18 protein-coding genes are annotated in these 17,444 nt (G+C 43.5%); 9 read left to right on the forward strand and 9 right to left on the reverse strand.

Translation table 11 applies throughout. The features are described from left to right. Positions 1 to 193 precede the first annotated feature (193 nt). The gene (locus FZC79_RS14300) at positions 194 to 1,132 is read left to right on the forward strand and encodes a TRM11 family SAM-dependent methyltransferase (protein ID WP_148947443.1); all 939 of its coding nucleotides are present in this window, start codon (positions 194 to 196) and stop codon (positions 1,130 to 1,132) included. A 215-nt stretch (positions 1,133 to 1,347) separates the two neighbouring features. Next, positions 1,348 to 3,060: an ABC transporter ATP-binding protein gene (locus FZC79_RS14305; RefSeq protein ID WP_187442792.1), complete on the forward strand. Its 1,713-nt coding sequence runs from the start codon at positions 1,348 to 1,350 to the stop codon at positions 3,058 to 3,060. Positions 3,061 to 3,234: 174 nt separating this feature from the next. On the opposite strand, the gene FZC79_RS14310 is transcribed toward FZC79_RS14305, so the two are convergent. Next, entirely contained in the window at positions 3,235 to 4,740 is a 1,506-nt protein-coding gene (locus FZC79_RS14310; protein WP_435873948.1) for an amidase, read from the reverse strand. A gap of 284 nt (positions 4,741 to 5,024) precedes the next feature. Between FZC79_RS14310 and ypfJ the strand changes: the two genes are divergently transcribed. Next, positions 5,025 to 5,870, forward strand: a complete 846-nt coding sequence (gene ypfJ / locus FZC79_RS14315; RefSeq protein WP_148947445.1) for a KPN_02809 family neutral zinc metallopeptidase — start codon at positions 5,025 to 5,027, stop codon at positions 5,868 to 5,870. A 675-nt stretch (positions 5,871 to 6,545) separates the two neighbouring features. Here the strand turns inward: ypfJ and FZC79_RS14320 are convergent. The 3 genes from FZC79_RS14320 to FZC79_RS14330 form a co-directional block, all read right to left on the reverse strand. Then, entirely contained in the window at positions 6,546 to 7,097 is a 552-nt protein-coding gene (locus FZC79_RS14320; RefSeq protein ID WP_148947446.1) for a YhcN/YlaJ family sporulation lipoprotein, read from the reverse strand. A gap of 77 nt (positions 7,098 to 7,174) precedes the next feature. Continuing rightward, positions 7,175 to 7,975: a cytochrome c oxidase assembly protein gene (locus FZC79_RS14325; RefSeq protein WP_252183337.1), complete on the reverse strand. Its 801-nt coding sequence runs from the start codon at positions 7,973 to 7,975 to the stop codon at positions 7,175 to 7,177. Next, entirely contained in the window at positions 7,965 to 8,438 is a 474-nt protein-coding gene (locus tag FZC79_RS14330; RefSeq protein WP_148947447.1) for a DUF2243 domain-containing protein, read from the reverse strand. Before FZC79_RS14330 ends, FZC79_RS14325 begins: the two co-directional genes overlap by 11 nt. A gap of 184 nt (positions 8,439 to 8,622) precedes the next feature. Here FZC79_RS14330 and FZC79_RS23215 point away from each other — a divergent pair, with 184 nt between their 5' ends. Beyond that, the gene (locus FZC79_RS23215; protein ID WP_162785058.1) at positions 8,623 to 8,763 is read left to right on the forward strand and encodes a hypothetical protein; all 141 of its coding nucleotides are present in this window, start codon (positions 8,623 to 8,625) and stop codon (positions 8,761 to 8,763) included. Positions 8,764 to 8,909: 146 nt separating this feature from the next. Here FZC79_RS23215 and FZC79_RS14335 read toward each other — a convergent pair whose 3' ends face one another. The 5 genes from FZC79_RS14335 to FZC79_RS14350 form a co-directional block, all read right to left on the reverse strand. After that, on the reverse strand, positions 8,910 to 9,461 hold the full coding sequence (locus FZC79_RS14335) for a flavodoxin family protein (RefSeq protein ID WP_148947448.1): 552 nt from the start codon (positions 9,459 to 9,461) through the stop codon (positions 8,910 to 8,912). Between the two features lie 308 nt (positions 9,462 to 9,769). After that, positions 9,770 to 10,876, reverse strand: a complete 1,107-nt coding sequence (locus FZC79_RS14340) for an aminopeptidase (protein WP_148947449.1) — start codon at positions 10,874 to 10,876, stop codon at positions 9,770 to 9,772. Between the two features lie 205 nt (positions 10,877 to 11,081). After that, the gene (locus tag FZC79_RS14345; RefSeq protein ID WP_148947450.1) at positions 11,082 to 11,483 is read right to left on the reverse strand and encodes an anti-sigma regulatory factor; all 402 of its coding nucleotides are present in this window, start codon (positions 11,481 to 11,483) and stop codon (positions 11,082 to 11,084) included. Positions 11,484 to 11,856: 373 nt separating this feature from the next. Further along, complete coding sequence (locus FZC79_RS23220) at positions 11,857 to 12,024, reverse strand: hypothetical protein (RefSeq protein ID WP_187442793.1); 168 nt, start codon at positions 12,022 to 12,024, stop codon at positions 11,857 to 11,859. Between the two features lie 137 nt (positions 12,025 to 12,161). Further along, positions 12,162 to 12,605, reverse strand: coding sequence for a S1 domain-containing RNA-binding protein (locus FZC79_RS14350; RefSeq protein WP_148941757.1), 444 nt, complete (start codon positions 12,603 to 12,605; stop codon positions 12,162 to 12,164). Positions 12,606 to 13,153: 548 nt separating this feature from the next. Between FZC79_RS14350 and FZC79_RS14355 the strand changes: the two genes are divergently transcribed. The 5 genes from FZC79_RS14355 (at position 13,154) to FZC79_RS14375 (ending at position 17,362) form a co-directional block, all read left to right on the forward strand. After that, positions 13,154 to 14,104, forward strand: coding sequence for an ABC transporter permease (locus FZC79_RS14355; RefSeq protein WP_148947451.1), 951 nt, complete (start codon positions 13,154 to 13,156; stop codon positions 14,102 to 14,104). Beyond that, on the forward strand, positions 14,097 to 15,050 hold the full coding sequence (locus FZC79_RS14360; protein WP_148947452.1) for an iron chelate uptake ABC transporter family permease subunit: 954 nt from the start codon (positions 14,097 to 14,099) through the stop codon (positions 15,048 to 15,050). The genes FZC79_RS14355 and FZC79_RS14360 overlap by 8 nt, the downstream gene beginning before the upstream one ends. Next, positions 15,047 to 15,805 (forward strand): iron ABC transporter ATP-binding protein, encoded by a 759-nt coding sequence (locus tag FZC79_RS14365; RefSeq protein WP_148947453.1) that lies wholly within the window; start codon positions 15,047 to 15,049, stop codon positions 15,803 to 15,805. The genes FZC79_RS14360 and FZC79_RS14365 overlap by 4 nt, the downstream gene beginning before the upstream one ends. Positions 15,806 to 16,097: 292 nt before the next feature. Further along, positions 16,098 to 17,054 (forward strand): siderophore ABC transporter substrate-binding protein, encoded by a 957-nt coding sequence (locus FZC79_RS14370; RefSeq protein ID WP_148947454.1) that lies wholly within the window; start codon positions 16,098 to 16,100, stop codon positions 17,052 to 17,054. Further along, the gene (locus tag FZC79_RS14375) at positions 17,054 to 17,362 is read left to right on the forward strand and encodes an antibiotic biosynthesis monooxygenase family protein (protein ID WP_148947455.1); all 309 of its coding nucleotides are present in this window, start codon (positions 17,054 to 17,056) and stop codon (positions 17,360 to 17,362) included. The genes FZC79_RS14370 and FZC79_RS14375 overlap by 1 nt, the downstream gene beginning before the upstream one ends. Positions 17,363 to 17,444 lie beyond the last annotated feature (82 nt).

Raw genomic sequence — 17,444 nt, forward strand, 5'->3', positions numbered from 1 at the left:
AATCTGACTCATCCACACAAAGTTAATCAAATGGCTTAGGTCTGGGAAGTGGCTGCTGCACCGAGCAAGATGGTCGGAAAATGCCGGGTAGTCGATAGAATGGCAAAATTGGTTGATAGAAAATGGCTTGCAGAAAACATTCGATATATATCTTAAAGCATTTGCCTGCAGCGGTGAATATAAGGAGGAATTCATGAAATATCTATACAATTATGCCTGGGAAAAGAACGAAGAGCACCTGTGTTTATTGGAGAAAGGTGCATTCTTTGGTCAAGAGGCAGATTCCGGATCCGGTCCAGTGGAAAGTTCATTGAAAATTGATCCCAGCAGGAGTCCGTTTATACGAGAAAGAATAAGTGTGCTTTGTGAAGGCAGCAATCTTGAACAATTGATTGACAGTCTTAAAGAATTGCCTGAAATTCAAGACTCTTTTAAGGTGGTTTTTATCCAGGAGCCTGATTCTATTATTGATAAGAAAACCAGATTTAAAGCACGTCGTGACATTGAACGCAGAATTGGACTGGAACTTAAGGGAGAAGCTGATTTAATCGATCCTCAGCTTGTCTTCGGTGTCATGAAAGTCAACGGAAAATGGATATTCGGTGAGTACGTGAAGAATGAAGCCGTTTGGCTGCAGCATCAGTGGAAGCCCAACAGTTATTCCACTGCGCTCGGCACCCGGGTCGCCAGGGCAGTCGTCAACATCGCTGTTCCTGATCCTGCTGGAAAAAAAGTCATAGATCCCTGCTGCGGCATCGGAACCGTACTGATCGAAGGACTGTCAATGGGCATCGATATTTCTGGCAGTGATATCAACCACCTCGTGATTCCGGGTGTAAGAGAGAATATGGAGTATTTCGGGTTAGAAGGATCAGTTGAGAGACGGGATATAAGGGATGTGGAGGGAAATTATGATGCAGCCATCATCGACCTTCCTTATAATCTTTGTTCTGTCATCACTGAACAAGGGCAGCTGGAAATGTTCCAAAGTGCCCGCAGGTTTACCAAACGGTTAGTGGTCGTTACGATTGAAAAAGTAGACGAAGTCCTTGCTGCTGCAGGTTTTGAAATAACGGACCGCTGTATCGTCACCAAAGGGAATTTTCAGCGGGAAGTCCTGGTGTGTGTCTAAACGAAGCGGAAATATAACTGCCGCACAAAAAATCTTGGGAACTTACCCAGGATTTTTTTATGTGTCCTTTAATAGCCCTTTAACTAATCACTCCCTTGTTTTACCATATGCTTGTTCCAATAGCCTTTCACGAAAAAACAATTCCTTAGACACCCGAAATTAAGTATAATCAAAATGTATGAACTTATGAAAATATAAAAATGAGGTGTTCATCTGTGATTAAGCGTTTCTTCAGCTATTATCGTCCTCATAAAAAGCTGTTTTACATAGACTTTTTCTGTGCGATGCTGGTCGGACTTCTCGAGCTGGGCTTTCCGCTGGCCGTCTCCTATTTTATTGATGAGCTGCTGCCGGAAGGGAACTGGGCCACCATCACGGCGGTAAGTGCCGGGCTTTTGACCCTTTACGTGATGAGTTCCGGTATGCAGTTTGTCGTCAACTACTGGGGACATAAGCTTGGAATCAATATTGAAACCGACATGCGCCGCGAACTGTTTAATCATGTTCAGAGGCAGTCGTTCCGCTTTTTTGATAATACGAAAACGGGCCACATCATGAGCCGGATCACCAATGATCTGATGGATATTGGGGAGCTTGCCCACCATGGGCCAGAGGATTTCTTCATTGCCATCATGACGTTCATCGGGGCGTTCTGGATCATGCTCACCATCAATGTGAAACTGGCGCTGGTGGCAATCATCATTGTTCCATTCCTTGTCTGGCTGATTTCTTATTCCAACATAAAAATGAATGCGGCCTGGACGAAGATGTACGGAAATATTGCCGATGTAAATGCACGCGTCGAGGACAGTGTTTCGGGAGCCCGTGTGGTTCAATCTTTTACAAATGAAGAATATGAAAAAGAGCGCTTCAATACAAACAACCTGTTCTTCCGTAAGACGAAGCTGCAGGCGTACAAAGTGATGAGCTGGAATCTGTCCGGTATTTATATCACGACGAGAGTCATGACGCTTGTTATCTTGGTGTACGGGGCATGGCTCAGCTTTACAAATGAGCTGTCCTATGGGGAACTTGTCGCTTTTATCCTTTATCTGAATGCTCTTTTTAAACCAATTGATAAAATCAGTGCTCTTTTGGAGTTGTATCCGAAGGGGATGGCGGGCTTCAAGAGGTTTGCGGAGTTGATGGATGCGGAGCCTGACATTGAAAACAGACCGGATGCAGTGGAGGTCCCTGTTCTAAAAGGTGATATCCGCTTTAAGAATGTCAGCTTTGGTTATGAGAATAATCGTACCATCTTGAATGACATGTCCTTCTCCATTCAATCGGGTACAACCGTAGCATTCGTCGGTCCTTCCGGTGCAGGGAAAACGACGATATGCTCATTGATCCCCCGTTTTTATGATGTCGAGGGAGGCGCAATTACGGTCGATGGCATCGATATCCGCGATATGACGAAAGAGTCTCTTCGGGCCAATATAGGAATCGTGCAGCAGGACGTCTTCTTATTCACAGGCACCCTGAGAGAAAATATTGCGTACGGCAGACTTGGGGCTTCGCAGAAAGACATCGAAGAAGCTGTCCGTAAAGCCCATCTTACTGAACTGGTAGCCTCGCTGCCGGATGGCTACGACACCCAGATTGGTGAAAGGGGACTGAAGCTTTCCGGCGGTCAGAAACAAAGGCTGGCGATTGCCCGGATGTTCCTGAAAGATCCTTCGATTCTCATTCTCGATGAAGCAACTTCGGCACTGGATACCGAAACAGAAGCCATCATCCAGGAAGCGTTGAACGATCTATCAAAAGACAGAACGACACTGATCATCGCCCACCGTCTGGCTACTATTAAAAAGGCCGACCGCATCATGGTCATTACCGAAAATGGCATCGCAGAAGACGGTTCACATGCCGAACTCCTGTCTCAGCACAATGGAATATTTGCCAAACTTCATGCTCACCAGCATTAAAACCTAAGAAACGCTCCATTCGGATGAATGGAGCGTTTTCTTGTTTAGTTGGACTTTCGTGCTTTAAAGCACGAAGAGGGACAGTCCCTTTTCACACTTTAAAGCAAAGAAGCACCTGCTCCATACAACCAGCAGGTGCTTAAAGATTTATCGACACATTCCGGGGCGTGACTGTCACCCAAACACAGGCAGCTTGCGGTGCTTCGTACCCTGCTCATACCCATAAGCGATTTCAAGCAGGACGGGTTCACTGTAAGCACCTCCGGTAAATGTTATTCCGACGGGTTCGCCTTTGGGGCTGAAGCCGGCGGGAACTGTGATGGACGGATATCCGGCCTTGGCGGGAATCATCGCTCCATAATTATTCGGGAAAACGATGGCATCCAGCCTATGTTCTTTCATGACAGCGTCAATACCGTTCTTTTTGGATAGATATTGATCTTTTTCCAGTCTCTTCAGATAAACGGGATGGAGCAGGCCTTTTGTTTCTTCTGATTCTTCCAGCACCTTTTGGCCGTATTTTAAAGCTGGTTCGCCCGTCTCCTTGTTGAATTTGATGATATCTCCCAGATTGCGAATACCAACAGCCGGATCGATCGCTTTCAAGTAAGCATTAATGCCGGACTTGAATTCATATAGCAGGACATTGATATCCCAATCAGCTTCTGTGGAAGGAATCTCTACAGAATCTATAACTTCCGCTCCCAGCTCGGCAAGCTTGTCAACAGCACTATTCATGATCTCCAGCTTATCCTCATCCAAATAGTCAAAATAAGTACTGCGCGCAACACCTATCCGTTTGCCTTTAACTCCTTCCGCTAAAAGGTGATCCGTATAATTGGTTTCAAGCAATTCATTGGAAGCTGTAATGGCATCTTTTTCATCCACACCCTGAAGTGCCTGCAGCAAAACAGCAGCGTCTGTAACCGTGCGTGCCATTGGACCGGCAGTATCCTGTGTATGAGAAATAGGAATGACCCCCGTCCGGCTGATCAGCCCGACAGTCGGCTTGATGCCAACAAGCGAGTTCTGGCTGGCCGGACTTAAAATCGATCCGGATGTTTCTGTCCCCACAGATACAACAGCGAGATTGGCGGCAATCGCAGCTGCTGACCCTGCACTAGATCCGCCAACCATGAAATCAGCTCTATATGGATTCAATACCTGGCCGCCTCTTGAACTGTAGCCGGTCGGCATCTTTTCTCCCATAAAATTAGCCCATTCCGTTAAATTGGTTTTTCCGAGAATGACTGCACCTGCTTCACGCAGTTTCTTGACAAGGAAGGCATCTTCCTTCGCATAGGAATCTGCAAGAGCTAATGAACCGGCACTCGTATGCATGTTATCTCCGGTATCGATATTATCTTTAATTACTATAGGAATACCGTGAAGCGGACCTCGGCTTCCTTTCGTTCTTCTTTCATAGTCAAGGGAAGCAGCAATCTGCAGGGCATCCGGATTAACTTCAATCAAAGAATTGATGGCCGGGCCTGACTGGTCAATCTCGGCGATTCTATCCAAATACATCAACACCAAGTCATGAGAGCTGACTTCCTTATTGTCCAGTTTGAGCTGGATGTCTTCAATTGCTGCTTCTATAAGCCAATCGTTCTTTAAATTTTCCAAGCGGGGATCTATCACAAGATTCTTCCTTTCTTTTATCAAAAATGGATTGGTCATTTGTGTTCAGAGGTGCAGTAACCCCTCCCAAACAAAATCTCTACCGTTAGTATACTATCAAAGTAAGATAAATCCCTTTTTCAGGAACTCAAGAAATATTGGCTGTTTTCACCTGAATTGTTCGGATGTCCACGAATACTAAAGTTTTTCTCAATTGCTTACCAGGATATTTCCGGTGAATTGTGGGGGTATCTTAAAAAGCAGCAAAGTTTACGATAAGAGCCTAAATATTTCATCATCACCGGGGTATAAGTAATACAACAACATAGACGGGAGGATACACGATGAAATGGAAAGGAAGACGAGGGAGCTCTAATGTAGAAGACCGACGCGGAATGGGAGGAAAAACCATTGCGGCCGGAGGAGGGATCGGTGGAATCATCCTGGTTCTTCTGTTCACTTTTCTTGGCGGGGATCCAGGTGCGCTTTTGAACGGCTTCGATGGGAGCAGCACGCAGAGCGGGGAGCCCTATCAGGCGACCCAACAGGAAGAGGAACTGGCTGACTTTGTATCAGTGGTGCTGGCGGATACAGAGGAAGTATGGTCAGAGGTTTTTGAAGAGCAGGGGATGACGTATGAGGAACCGACACTGGTTCTGTATACCGATAGTGTTCAATCCGCATGCAGGACATCAAGTTCAGCGGTTGGACCATTTTATTGTCCAGGAGATCAGAAGCTTTATATCGATCTGAGTTTTTATAAAGAACTTCAGCAAAAATTCAAGGCTCCGGGTGATTTTGCAATGGCATATGTAATTGCCCATGAAGTCGGCCATCATGTGCAGACATTACTTGGAACCAGCGATGAAATTATGCCGCTCCGCAATCAATTAAGCGAGACGGAATTCAATAAATACCTCGTCCGATTTGAACTTCAGGCGGATTACTACGCAGGAGTGTGGGCACATCACGCACAAGGAATGGATCTGCTGGAAGAGGGAGACCTTGATGAAGCCCTGACAGCAGCGAGTGCAGTAGGAGATGACACCATCCAGGAAAGGTCAAGGGGCTATTCAGTGCCGGAAAGCTTCACACATGGAACCTCAGAGCAGCGAAAGAGCTGGTTCTATAAAGGTTTTGAAAATGGAACCATTGAAGGCGGAGATACATTTAAAACCAGGGATCCATAAGGGTGATTTTTTAAAAAAACCCCGCAAGAGAATAACGGGTTCTGTTTTGAAGTACAAACTTCTAATTAGCCAAAGAAATGGTAGAGTGATTTCCACTCCAGATGCGTGACTCCGCGGGGCGTGCGGTGAGCCTCCTCGGCTTCGCCTGTGGGGTCTCACCTGTCACGCTAGTCCCGCAGGAGGTCACGCACCTTGCGTTCCAATCGAATCATTGCTAGATTTTTTATATTTAACTATAATTAACAACTCTCCTTCATATTAATATTAGGATTGAAAGTGTATAGGAAATTGTCCCACAAATTTTGAAGAACAAAAAGTTCTGTCATTTGCTATTTAGGGTGCATTTCGTTTAACTAATTGAACAGATTTACCAGCGAGAATACCGCTAAAGCAACCAAAAAGGAGTGTCAAAATCAATGCGATTAGACACTCCTTTTAATGTGTAATTGTTATTTTTTACTCGAAAACAAACCCCGCAAGAGAACCAAAATTCTCAAGCGGGGTTTCCATGATAATTAGGAAACTGGATAACTTTAACTATGTTATCCGTGTCTAGCTTCGGCGCCTAGCCCCTCGGGGTCAAATAACCCAAAGAGAATAAAAGGAAAGCCCGCCTTTTTTTCTCTTTGGAACATTTGCCTGTCGGGGCTGGGCAAGGCGCCTGCGCTTTTCAATTTATCGTGCGTTAGGAAAAATCCTTCTAGTCATTTCACCGAATTCCTCAAACAACCCTTCAACTGGCTCTCCGTTTTGAAGATCATCTCCATAGCCCCTCATTCTTTCAACAAAATCAGGATTTGAAGATACGTACACGTTTTCAATGTTCTGCTCTGAATCTTTTACAGCTTTAGCAACCTTCTTCTCGATGTCTTTCGTTACTTCACCTTCAGAATTATCTTCAAGCATGACGGCAACGAAAGCATTGTTCTCCGTCATGATGACATTTGCCTGTTTGACTTCTTTAAGCTCGTTCACTTTTTCAGCTGCCTTTTCAGACGACTCCATTCTTCCTTCACCGTTATTCATGTTATCGCCAAACATACTGTTATTGCCATTATTGCCGTTGTTTCTTCCATTCATATCATTTGCGTTATTTCCATTGTTGTAGCCGACATTCTCAGGCTGAAGATTGTTATCGCTGGCATCATTTCCTCCATTAGCCATTCCGCAGCCTGCCATAAGGAACAAACCTGTCAATACGATCATAAACCTTTTAAGGTTTTTCATAATTTTCCCTCCAAATCTAATATTGTTCAAGGATAGATTTTGCAGGAGGGTGAAAAACTATGCATATTTTAAAAAAGTTATAAATTTACGGCAGGGTTATGCCTGCCAGACCGATGTGGTGTTTGGCACCTATACCACTCCAGGCATAAAAGAAAAATGATGACCATATCAATGGCATCACCGCCATAATACATCAACAGAGCACCGGTCTCCGAGTCTCCCGCTGGAACACCGGCAGGCGGGTTTCCGTAGAGAAACTTAGCCAGAATGCCGTGACTCGCAAGGGCAAGGACCAGGACAACAGAACGATAATAAATCGATGGTTTGTGAGGCGCTGGATCAAAAGTCACCATTGAAACCGTGAAGAGGTATCCTGCCAGAAAGATGTGAATATGGATGAGGACAAGCAAAATCCAATTATGATGCATGATTTGGTACAGGTCGGTAGTGTATAAAATCCATAACCCTCCCATATTGAGCAGAGAAGCCGTAATGGGGTCAGTTAATAGCCTGACAGGAGTACTTTTTAAGATGAAAGTAAACCGCCGTGCCATTCTGACATTCACCGTTCTTAGTAACAGAGTAAGCGGAGCCGAAATAACAATGAGAAGAGGAGCAAGCATTCCCAGCAGCAGATGGGCTGCCATATGATAAGTGAAGCTGGAATGCGCACGTTCAGCAATCGGTCCAACAACAGAGGCAGCAGCGCAGCTCATTCCGGCAATCCAAAAAAAGATCCGATGGACCGGCCAAGGGCTGAACTTCATATTGGAACGTTTAACTGCAAATACATATAACAGCATCGCTGCAGCAAATGTCATCAAAGCCGCTAAGCCTCCGGCGCCCATACCCCCATGATGAATGTGCTCATTGGCCATTTGTCAGCTCTCCTTTTTGGTTCTTGTCTTCTTTTCCTGTCTTAAGTGTTATTAAAATTCCTGCCAATAACAGCACAGCGGCAATGATGTTCCATACCCAGTCATATACCCACACGTTATCCACATAACGGATTTGATGGATTCGCATGATTTTGTGATGAATGGTCCCATCATACAATTGAAAGCCGCCGCTGCCCAGCAGCATCCCGCCCCACCATCTCTTCAGCCAAAATGTCCCTTTACGGCGAAGGTCGGCGAGCATAAATAATCCAGCTATTGTCGCGAACCAGCTGAAGGCATGAAATAATCCATCAGAGACAAGCCCGATGGCGGTGGTCGATTTGTCATAAAAATGGTGCCAGTGAAGAAGCTGGTGAAATACCGTCTCATCGACAAATGCAGCCAGCCCCAAGCCAAAGAAGATCCCTGATATCAGATTGCGTGATAAATTAGTCCGTTTCATAAATACTCCCTCCACAAGTTACCTTTTTACAGTTTGTCCAAGATACAAGGAATTTAAAGGCTGGCATAACCCTAATTGTTATAATTTACAGAATAATTACCTTATTTATGGTAAAATAAACACAATCACATTAATTGCAGATGTAGTTCATCCGAAAGGAATTTTATAAAAGGAGGACTAACCTATGTTATGGTGGACATTTGGATTGATATTGTTCTTTTCAATCATCGCTAATTTATTGCGGCCGAGGAAGACGTTTGACGATAAGGAAAATGTGATCCAGGAAGAGGAAAGGGCCAAAGCACAGAGCTGGTTTGGCGGCTGAGGTCTTTGACATGAAGTGTCCTTTTATCTGGAGAAAGCAATAAAAAGACGCAGAGTCCTTATTGGAAATCTGCGTCTTTTTCTTTGCCTTCCAATTGTTTCTCATTCTAGATTGAAGCAAGACATGGTTCAATCAGATACACCATCCTATAGATCATCTGCGTCCCTAAACTGCTTATTCCATCGTTCGGCTTTTTTCAGGGAAGGAAGGTCATTCAATATGTCACCAGGCCTCACGCCTGCACCAATCAGGTAATCAGTGAACTCCATGTTTACGAACTCAAAAATATAATTGAACTGCTGCACCAAAGGCAGTCCTTTGATGTTTGCACTGCTTCCGCCCGTAATAACGACATAAGCTTTTTTCTTTGCCAGCTCTTGCTTAAGGTTGAAACGCTCATCGCGAAGGTACTGAGACCATCGATCAAAATAGTTCTTCATCGGTCCGCTCATTCCATACCAATAAAGGGGAGTGGCAAACAATAGGACATCATGCTCCAGCATCAGATGGACCAACTCTTCGTAATCATCATTGACCGGAGAGAAGCCTTCTTCCGTATGTCTCATATCGATGATCGGCTGTATATCTTTATCTGCTAAAGATACGATTGTATGATCGGTTCCCTCCAGTATCTTGTTTGCCAGGTACTCCGAATTGCCATTCTTCCTGGTGCTCCCCAACAAAGCTAAAATCTTCATCAGCATACACTCCTCTTTCTGCTCTTATGTAGTATATTTCAGAAAGCCCATTCTGTTTCCAATAGTTCGGGATGCTTTTTAAAAATGACAGAATTTATTCACACATGCCTGCCTTTCTCTTTTTACATAAGGATGTTTTCGCAGTGATTGGGGTGATTTTAAAAGTACCAATAAAGAGACCGTACGTTTTCCCCATTCATCCATTTACATATAAAAGCAACGATCTTTTAGAAAGGAGCATATAAAAAACAAGCACAGAACCGAGGAGGATGCTGTGCTTGTTTCATGATCTTACCGTCCGTGTTCTGTTATAGCAGGGCCTCGGCATTCAATCCAGCCAGTGAGTCAACCACAAATCGGCCGTCTTTGCTGATCAGCACGCCATCAAAATAGACTTCTCCGCCACCGAATTCAGGCTTCATCATTAAGACGATATCCCAGTGGATTGAGGACTTATTTCCATTATCGGCAGCATCATATGCCTCGCCGAGAGCAAGGTGAAGGCTGCCGTTGATTTTTTCATCAAAGCCGATGTCATTCATGATGTGGTTGATATGGGGATTGACCCCCAATGCGAATTCGCCTATGAACCGGGCACCTTCGTCTGAATCCAGAAGTTCGGTCAGTTTCTGGTTATTATCACTTTTGCAGTCTGTAATTTTGCCATTTTCAAAGGTAAGTTGGATATTTGAAAATGTTTGCCCGGCATAGATGGATTTCGTGTTGAAGGTGATGCTGCCATTTACCGAGTCTTTGACGGGGGCTGTGAACACTTCGCCATCGGGAAGATTTATTTTGCCGTCACATTTGATGGCCGGTATATCTTTTATAGAGAAGGTGAGGTCCGTGCCAGGCGCGAGGATGCGCACATTCTCTGTATTGTTCATCAGCTCGACAAGCGCATCCATTGCTTTGGACATTTTGCTGTAATCCATCGTGCAGGTTTCATATAGAAAGTCTGTGTAGGTTTCCGTGCTCATCTCAGCCAGCTGGGCGTATGCTTTAGTCGGGATATTGAACAGCACCCATTTCTTTTTCAGCTGTTCATCGCTGACAGGTTTATAGGCTTGACGGTACACATTCCTTTTTTCAGAAGGGATATCAGCAAACTCTGAAATATTATTTTCTCCTAATATGAGGATGACGGCATCCATTTCTTTCATTTGAGCGAGCTTATGTTTAGCGTCCGCCTCGAATTGTTCTTGGGTACCTGAAAGCATCATTTTACGGTTGATTCGATAATCTGTCTGTTCGACAAATACGTGACCGCCGGCTTTAAAGACTTCATCCATGAAAGGAGCGATATAATTGTAATCATGGATATCCAGTGCCTCGATTAGTACTTTCTGGCCCTCTTGGACATTCAGGGAGTACCGGACAACTGTTTGTGCGAGAGTATGTAATCTTGAGTCCATTCTGCTTCCCCCTCTTGTGATGAATAATGAATTAAAACAACCGCTGCAGAGACGGATGTTTGGTGAAAAAACTTACGTACTCAATTCTAGCACATGGAACATAAGGAATATATGCCTTTTCATGGATAGGACTCTGTACGAGTTGAAGAAAGACGCGATTGGGTTTTGCATAGAGATAGGTGATAACGGAAGTGCTGGAAGAGGTTTAACGAAGCCATTTTACTGTATTGATTCTTGTCCCTTCTTCAGAGGAAGAACTTATAGAGAACTCATCCATGATACTTTTCACACCAGGAAGGCCAGCCCCCAATCCGCCAGAAGTGGAATAGCCGATTTCCATTACTTTTTGAAGGTCTGCGATTCCTGGACCTGAATCTGCCGCATAGATTCTAATTCCGGTTTGTGACAAGGATTGATGTTTATAGAGAATAATCTGCCCATGTTGGGCATATAAGTAGAGGTTTCTGGCCAATTCGCTGACGACGGTGATAATTCTGGTCTGGTCGAGCGTGCTGAAACCCAATTCTTTTGCAAAGTTTCTTACAAAGGTTCGGGCTGTTGCAATGTCTTTCAAGTCTTTGATGAGAATCGTGGCTAACTCTTCCATTTTTATCCCTCCTGATTTTCTCTTCATTGATTTAACCATATCGGCTTCTGAGAGCTGTCACGAAAAAAGGGATAAGCATCTTATTTAGGTGAACAGAACCGAGTGTATTAGTACGAACAGTATAATAAACTAAGACTATCATAAGAAATCTTGTATTAAACCTATGTAGCAAACCAGCCACTTTCTATAGGTGTCTTTTTTTTTGAGAACGTTTTAATGGGGTTATATAGATGAGAGGAGGGAAATGAGACGTTACCTTACTGATATATTACCCAGCATCCATCTTTACGAAAGGAGTGGCTGTAAAAACCTGGACATGAAAAAGAAAAGAGAAAAAAACCCCGATGCAGGCGCAGCGGGGATGCTTTATCTATTATTGTTTTACGAGTTCTTCTTCAAAGAAGAAAGTAGTAGGATATTCTTTCACGATATATGAATATCTTTTCATGTTTTTAACATATTGTGATTTGATGATTGTGACAGTTTCCTTAGATGATTTAATGTTGACTTCATCACCTACGTTGAATAGACATTTTCCCATGATCTCATCCTTTCGGGTTTAGTGATTTTATGATAACCAATGGCTCTAGTGTACTGTTGAAAATTGATAAAAGGAGAAATAAAGAAGGCAAGCCAATTTGCTTGCCCTTGTCTATTCTGTGGTGCATCAAATGAAGATTAACCGCGTCTTCCGCCTCTGCCGCCGCGCTTCGTTTCCGTGTTGCGCTTCAGTGACGTAAGATTTTCTTCGCTGGTTTTGAGGAATTTAGCCATTTTATCTTCGAAAGATTCTTTAGGCTTGAAGTTTCCTTTTGAGCGGAAATCTTTATTTGGTCTGCCGTCTCTTCCTTGGCGCGGAGGTCGTTTAGTGAAAGTTGAACCTTCTGGTTTATCCACCGCTTTTTTGATTGACAAGGCAATTTTGCCCGCATTCTCACTAATTACCTTAACCTCAACTTCATCGCCTACTTTAAGATGGTCGTTAACATCTTTAACATAGCTGTCCGCCACCTCACTGATATGCACGAGACCGGTTGAGCCTTCGGGTAATTCCACGAATGCCCCAAAATTAGTGATACCAGTTACTTTACCTTTAACCTTGCTGCCTATTTCGATTGCCAAAAAAAGTTCCCCCTTAATAATTGTAACAACACTTTATTATAACAAATATATCACAGAATATCTAATGGTGTTTCATGGCTTTGTAATTAGTGGTGAATTTTTGAGAGTTCACTTGATTTTTCCAAGGATTATGTAATGTTCTTATTCAGATCAGGAGTGTCTGTGCTCAGCAGAGTCCGCTAACATCTTCCGCAATTGGAGGCTGGCTTATCTGAATATTCCTTAGGGGATATTTCAAGATAATCATGCAGATTTTTTTGATTAGCCACTAAAGTTACGAAAAGTAGCTAAAGAAAGAAGTTCATTCCATTATTTAGTCCAAAACAGGATAAAATGAATATTTCCTGAAACTCATATTGGTATCCTTTTTCAGGAAAAAGAATGAATTATCCAACCAAGGAACTATTTGTAAAAATAGTGATAATTATTTTCAATTAGTCGTTGACAATGATTATCAATTAGAAGTATCATAGACATGGGTCAAATGATAATGATTTTCAATATCATCATCAATGTCCCAAATACAATGAAAGTTTTGGGGATTTACCATGAAACAAAGATACCTTCTCGCCGCACTCATCTTGCTGTCGATTCTGTCCTTATTTATAGGGGTGAGCAGTATCACGCCAATGGATTTATTGGATATCCATTCTGAAGAAACACAAATATTCCTTATCAGCAGGCTGCCAAGATTAGCTGCAATCATTCTTGCAGGAGCCGGGATGAGTATCGCTGGATTGATCATGCAAAGCTTGAGCAGGAATAAGTTTGTTTCACCGACAACGGCCGGGACGCTGGATGCCACACGACTGGGCATTCTGGTTTCCATGATCTTGTTCGTGAATGCTTCCATGATTGAAAAAATGATCGTCGCTTTTGTATTTGCGCTTGCCGGCACATTTTTATTCATGCAAATACTAGATCGGATCAAATTCAAGGATGCAGTATTTATTCCGCTAGTAGGATTGATGTTTGGAAATATCCTTTCCTCCATCACGACATTCTTTGCTTATAAATCCAATGTGATTCAGAACATGGCAGCATGGCTTCAAGGTGATTTCTCGCTGATAATGAAGGGCAGATATGAACTGCTATACATAAGTATCCCCATTATGATCATTGCTTATTTTTATGCCAACCGGTTCACCGTCGCAGGGATGGGAGAGGATTTTTCAAAAAATTTAGGTGTGGGTTATCGTAGTGTCGTAAACTCCGGCCTGATCCTGGTTGCTCTCATCACGGTTTCCGTTGTTCTTACGGTAGGGATGATTCCGTTTGTCGGATTGATCATACCGAATATCGTCTCCATCTATAAGGGAGACCACTTACAGAGGACATTGCCGCATACAGCCATGCTGGGAGCGGTCTTCCTGCTCGTCTGCGATATATTGGGACGGATTATTATTTTTCCATATGAAATCACGATCAGTTTAATGGTCGGGGTGATTGGAAGCGCCATCTTCCTGTTCTTGCTGTTTAGGAGGAAGGCTTATGCGTAATAATTTTTGGAAGTTTACGATATTGATTGTTTTGGCCCTGTCGCTATGCGGACTCTACCTGTTTTACGAGTTGAATGGAAGCTATGATTATGCCCTGCCGAGGCGGGGGGTCAAATTGCTCGCCATGGTGCTGACGGCTGCGGCAATCGCTTATTCAACGGTTGTATTCCAAACGATTACCCATAACCGGATTTTGACGCCGAGTATCATGGGGCTCGATTCACTTTACATGTTAATTCAGACGGTCATCATTTTCTTCTTAGGCTCTGGAAGTGTCATGGCCATTAATAAGCAGGTGAATTTCTTTATCTCGACCGCCATGATGATAATTTTTGCGCTGCTGTTGTATAAATTGTTCTTCCATAAGAGGAAACAGCCGATCTACTTTCTGCTGCTGGTTGGGATCATTCTGGGGACATTCTTCGGGTCGATCTCCACCTTCCTGCAGGTGCTGATCGATCCAAACGAATTCTTCAGCATACAAGATAAAATGTTTGCCAGTTTCAATAATGTGAGTGATGAACTGGTTTGGCTGTCTCTGCTGCTGGTCGGTGTAACTACCGCAATCGGGTGGCGGTCGATGAGCCAATTGGATGTTGTCTCCCTGGGAAGGGAAACAGCGGTAAATCTGGGGGTTCCTTACGACAAACTGGTTCAGAGGATGCTTGTTATCTCGGCTGTTCTCATTGCCATCTCGACTGCACTCGTAGGGCCGATCACCTTTTTTGGCCTGATTGTGGCGAATTTATCCTATCAGTTCTTTAACACCTACAAACATACTTCCCTGGTTACAGGGGCCATCATCATCAGCATCATTGCCCTGGTGGGAGGACAGTGGGTTGTGGAAAGAATCTTTACCTTCTCTACGACATTGAGTGTCATTGTGAACTTTATAGGCGGAATCTACTTTATCTACTTATTACTGAAGGAGAGCAGATCGTCATGATAAGCATTAAAGGCCTTTCGAAATCGTATGGAAAGAAAAAAGTCGTCGAAGATGTCAACGTCACTATTAAGCGGGGCAAGATTACATCTTTCATCGGGCCCAATGGTGCAGGAAAGTCCACCCTTTTATCGATGGTCAGCCGCCTGATGGACAGTGACAGCGGTGAAGTCCTTGTTGACAATGACAATGTGAACAAGATGAAGTCCAACGACCTGGCTAAAAGGGTGTCGATTCTCAAACAGTCCAATTTCATGAATGTCAGGCTGACGGTGAAGGAGCTTGTCTCGTTCGGCAGGTTCCCTTATTCCAAAGGGCGCTTGACCCAAGAGGATGAAAAAGTGGTTGATAGGGCAATAGATTACATGAATCTTCGTGAATTAGAGAATCGTTTCATGGATGAGTTGTCGGGAGGGCAAAAGCAAAGGGCTTTCATCGCCATGGTCATTGCCCAGGATACAGACTATATCCTGCTGGATGAACCGTTGAATAATCTGGACATGAAGCATTCTGTCCAGATCATGAAAATGCTGCGCAAACTTGTGGATGAACTGGGAAAAACAGTTGTTGTCGTCCTGCACGATATCAATTTTGCCTCCATTTATTCCGACAGAATTGTGGCCATGAAGGATGGAAAGGTTGTCAAAGAAGGACCGACAGAATCGATCATCCAAACCGAACCATTGAGAGAAATCTACGGAATGGATATCCCTATACAGGAAATGAACGACTGCCGGATCTGTGTTTATTTTAAATAGATTTGCATGGTTGGTTTCCGCTGCAGGTGAGCGACTCCGCTCCAATCAACAACTAAATAAAAGATTGTTTGAATAGTGATTACAAAACCTTATCAAGATAACAGATTTTTTCTAACAAAGACAAGTGCTTAATAAGTGCTTAATAAGCTGATTGATTTATTTAATTCAAAGTTAATCGAGAATACAGCTATATTGGCTTTGTAACTGTGCCCTATCGCTTTCTAAGATATGAGACTACAGAGATTTGTGTAGAACTGGTTTTACAATAAATTAACTTAAGGAGATGGATATTATGAAAAAATGGTCATTGTTAACAATTATGCTTTCTGTACTGCTGGTGCTGGCAGCTTGCGGTTCAAAAGAAGAGGTTGCATCCAATGTTAAAAGTTCAAATGCTGAAGGCGAAGAAGCTTCTTCCGAACTGACAATCAAACATGAACTTGGTGAAGCAGTGCTCGAGAAAAAACCTGAGAAAGTAGTCGTATTTGATTTCGGAGTTTTGGATACATTAGATGAACTTGGCGTTGAAGTTGCCGGTGTTCCTCAAGCAACGATCCCTCCGTACCTTGAGAAGTATGCCGGTGAAGAGTATACAAACGTAGGAAGCTTGAAAGAAGCGGATTTTGAAGCAATCCATGCGATGAAGCCGGATGTCATCTTCATCTCAGCGCGTCAATCTGAAATGTATGATGAATATGCGGAAATCGCTCCAACTGTCTACATGGGACTAGATTATTCAAACTACATGGAATCTTTTACTAAGAACATGGAAACAATTGGGCAGATCTTTGACAAAGAAGAAGAAGTAAAAACAGAACTTGAAGAAGTTCAGGCGAAAATCGATTCTATTAAAGAAAAAGCAGAAGCCTCCGAAGATAAAGCGCTTATCGTTATGGGTAACGAAGGTGAAGTAAGTGCTTATGGCCCAGAATCACGTTTTGGCATCATCCACGATGTATTCGGCTTCAAGGCAGCAGATGAAGGTATCGAAAAATCGACACATGGACAGAATGTAACATTTGAATACATTGTAGAGAAGAACCCTGCCACTCTATTCGTCATCGACCGTGATGCTGCATTTGATCCAAATGCAAGTGTAAAAGATTCTTTCGAGAATGAACTGGTCCAAAAAACAGATGCTTATAAAAAAGGAAAGATTAATTACTTGAACGGAGGCCATTGGTACTTGTCAGGCGGAGGCCTTCAATCTGTGAAGCAAATGGTTGAAGACGTAGAGGCTGGACTGTAATGTTTTATCAGATCAAAAGAATCGTTGTAAAAGAAGGCACTTCCCCTAGGGTCATAGAACGTTTCTCCGGGGAAGGCCTCATTGAAAAACAGCCGGGGTTCATTGACTTCAAAGTACTGGAGAAGAAAGTCCGCCGCGGAGACGAAGAAGTACTGGTCCTGGTACAGTGGGAGTCAGAAGAGGCTTGGAAAAGCTGGGAGAAGAGTCCCGAGCATATCGCAGGCCACAAAGCGAGCGCTGGAAAGCCAAAACCCGGCCACATCATTGAATCTGGACAGAATGTATACTATGTCAGGTCAACAAAGTGATTTCTTGTAAAATCCATGATTTATAACAATAGGAAGAGCCTGCCCTTTCAGAGCAGGCTTTTCCTGTTGGCGATAAATGTGA

Origin of the sequence: Rossellomorea vietnamensis (assembly GCF_008180615.1) — a bacterium.
GTDB lineage: Bacteria > Bacillota > Bacilli > Bacillales > Bacillaceae_B > Rossellomorea > Rossellomorea vietnamensis_D.

Coding starts and splice junctions, on each gene's coding strand:
- FZC79_RS14300 (WP_148947443.1), top strand. CDS start 194: ATGAAATATCTATACAATTATGCCTGGGAAAAGAACGAAGAGCACCTG.
- FZC79_RS14310 (WP_435873948.1), bottom strand. CDS start 4,740: ATGACCAATCCATTTTTGATAAAAGAAAGGAAGAATCTTGTGATAGAT.
- ypfJ (WP_148947445.1), top strand. CDS start 5,025: ATGAAATGGAAAGGAAGACGAGGGAGCTCTAATGTAGAAGACCGACGC.
- FZC79_RS14320 (WP_148947446.1), bottom strand. CDS start 7,097: ATGAAAAACCTTAAAAGGTTTATGATCGTATTGACAGGTTTGTTCCTT.
- FZC79_RS14325 (WP_252183337.1), bottom strand. CDS start 7,975: ATGGCCAATGAGCACATTCATCATGGGGGTATGGGCGCCGGAGGCTTA.
- FZC79_RS14330 (WP_148947447.1), bottom strand. CDS start 8,438: ATGAAACGGACTAATTTATCACGCAATCTGATATCAGGGATCTTCTTT.
- FZC79_RS23215 (WP_162785058.1), top strand. CDS start 8,623: ATGTTATGGTGGACATTTGGATTGATATTGTTCTTTTCAATCATCGCT.
- FZC79_RS14335 (WP_148947448.1), bottom strand. CDS start 9,461: ATGAAGATTTTAGCTTTGTTGGGGAGCACCAGGAAGAATGGCAATTCG.
- FZC79_RS14340 (WP_148947449.1), bottom strand. CDS start 10,876: ATGGACTCAAGATTACATACTCTCGCACAAACAGTTGTCCGGTACTCC.
- FZC79_RS14345 (WP_148947450.1), bottom strand. CDS start 11,483: ATGGAAGAGTTAGCCACGATTCTCATCAAAGACTTGAAAGACATTGCA.
- FZC79_RS23220 (WP_187442793.1), bottom strand. CDS start 12,024: ATGGGAAAATGTCTATTCAACGTAGGTGATGAAGTCAACATTAAATCA.
- FZC79_RS14355 (WP_148947451.1), top strand. CDS start 13,154: ATGAAACAAAGATACCTTCTCGCCGCACTCATCTTGCTGTCGATTCTG.
- FZC79_RS14360 (WP_148947452.1), top strand. CDS start 14,097: ATGCGTAATAATTTTTGGAAGTTTACGATATTGATTGTTTTGGCCCTG.
- FZC79_RS14365 (WP_148947453.1), top strand. CDS start 15,047: ATGATAAGCATTAAAGGCCTTTCGAAATCGTATGGAAAGAAAAAAGTC.
- FZC79_RS14370 (WP_148947454.1), top strand. CDS start 16,098: ATGAAAAAATGGTCATTGTTAACAATTATGCTTTCTGTACTGCTGGTG.
- FZC79_RS14375 (WP_148947455.1), top strand. CDS start 17,054: ATGTTTTATCAGATCAAAAGAATCGTTGTAAAAGAAGGCACTTCCCCT.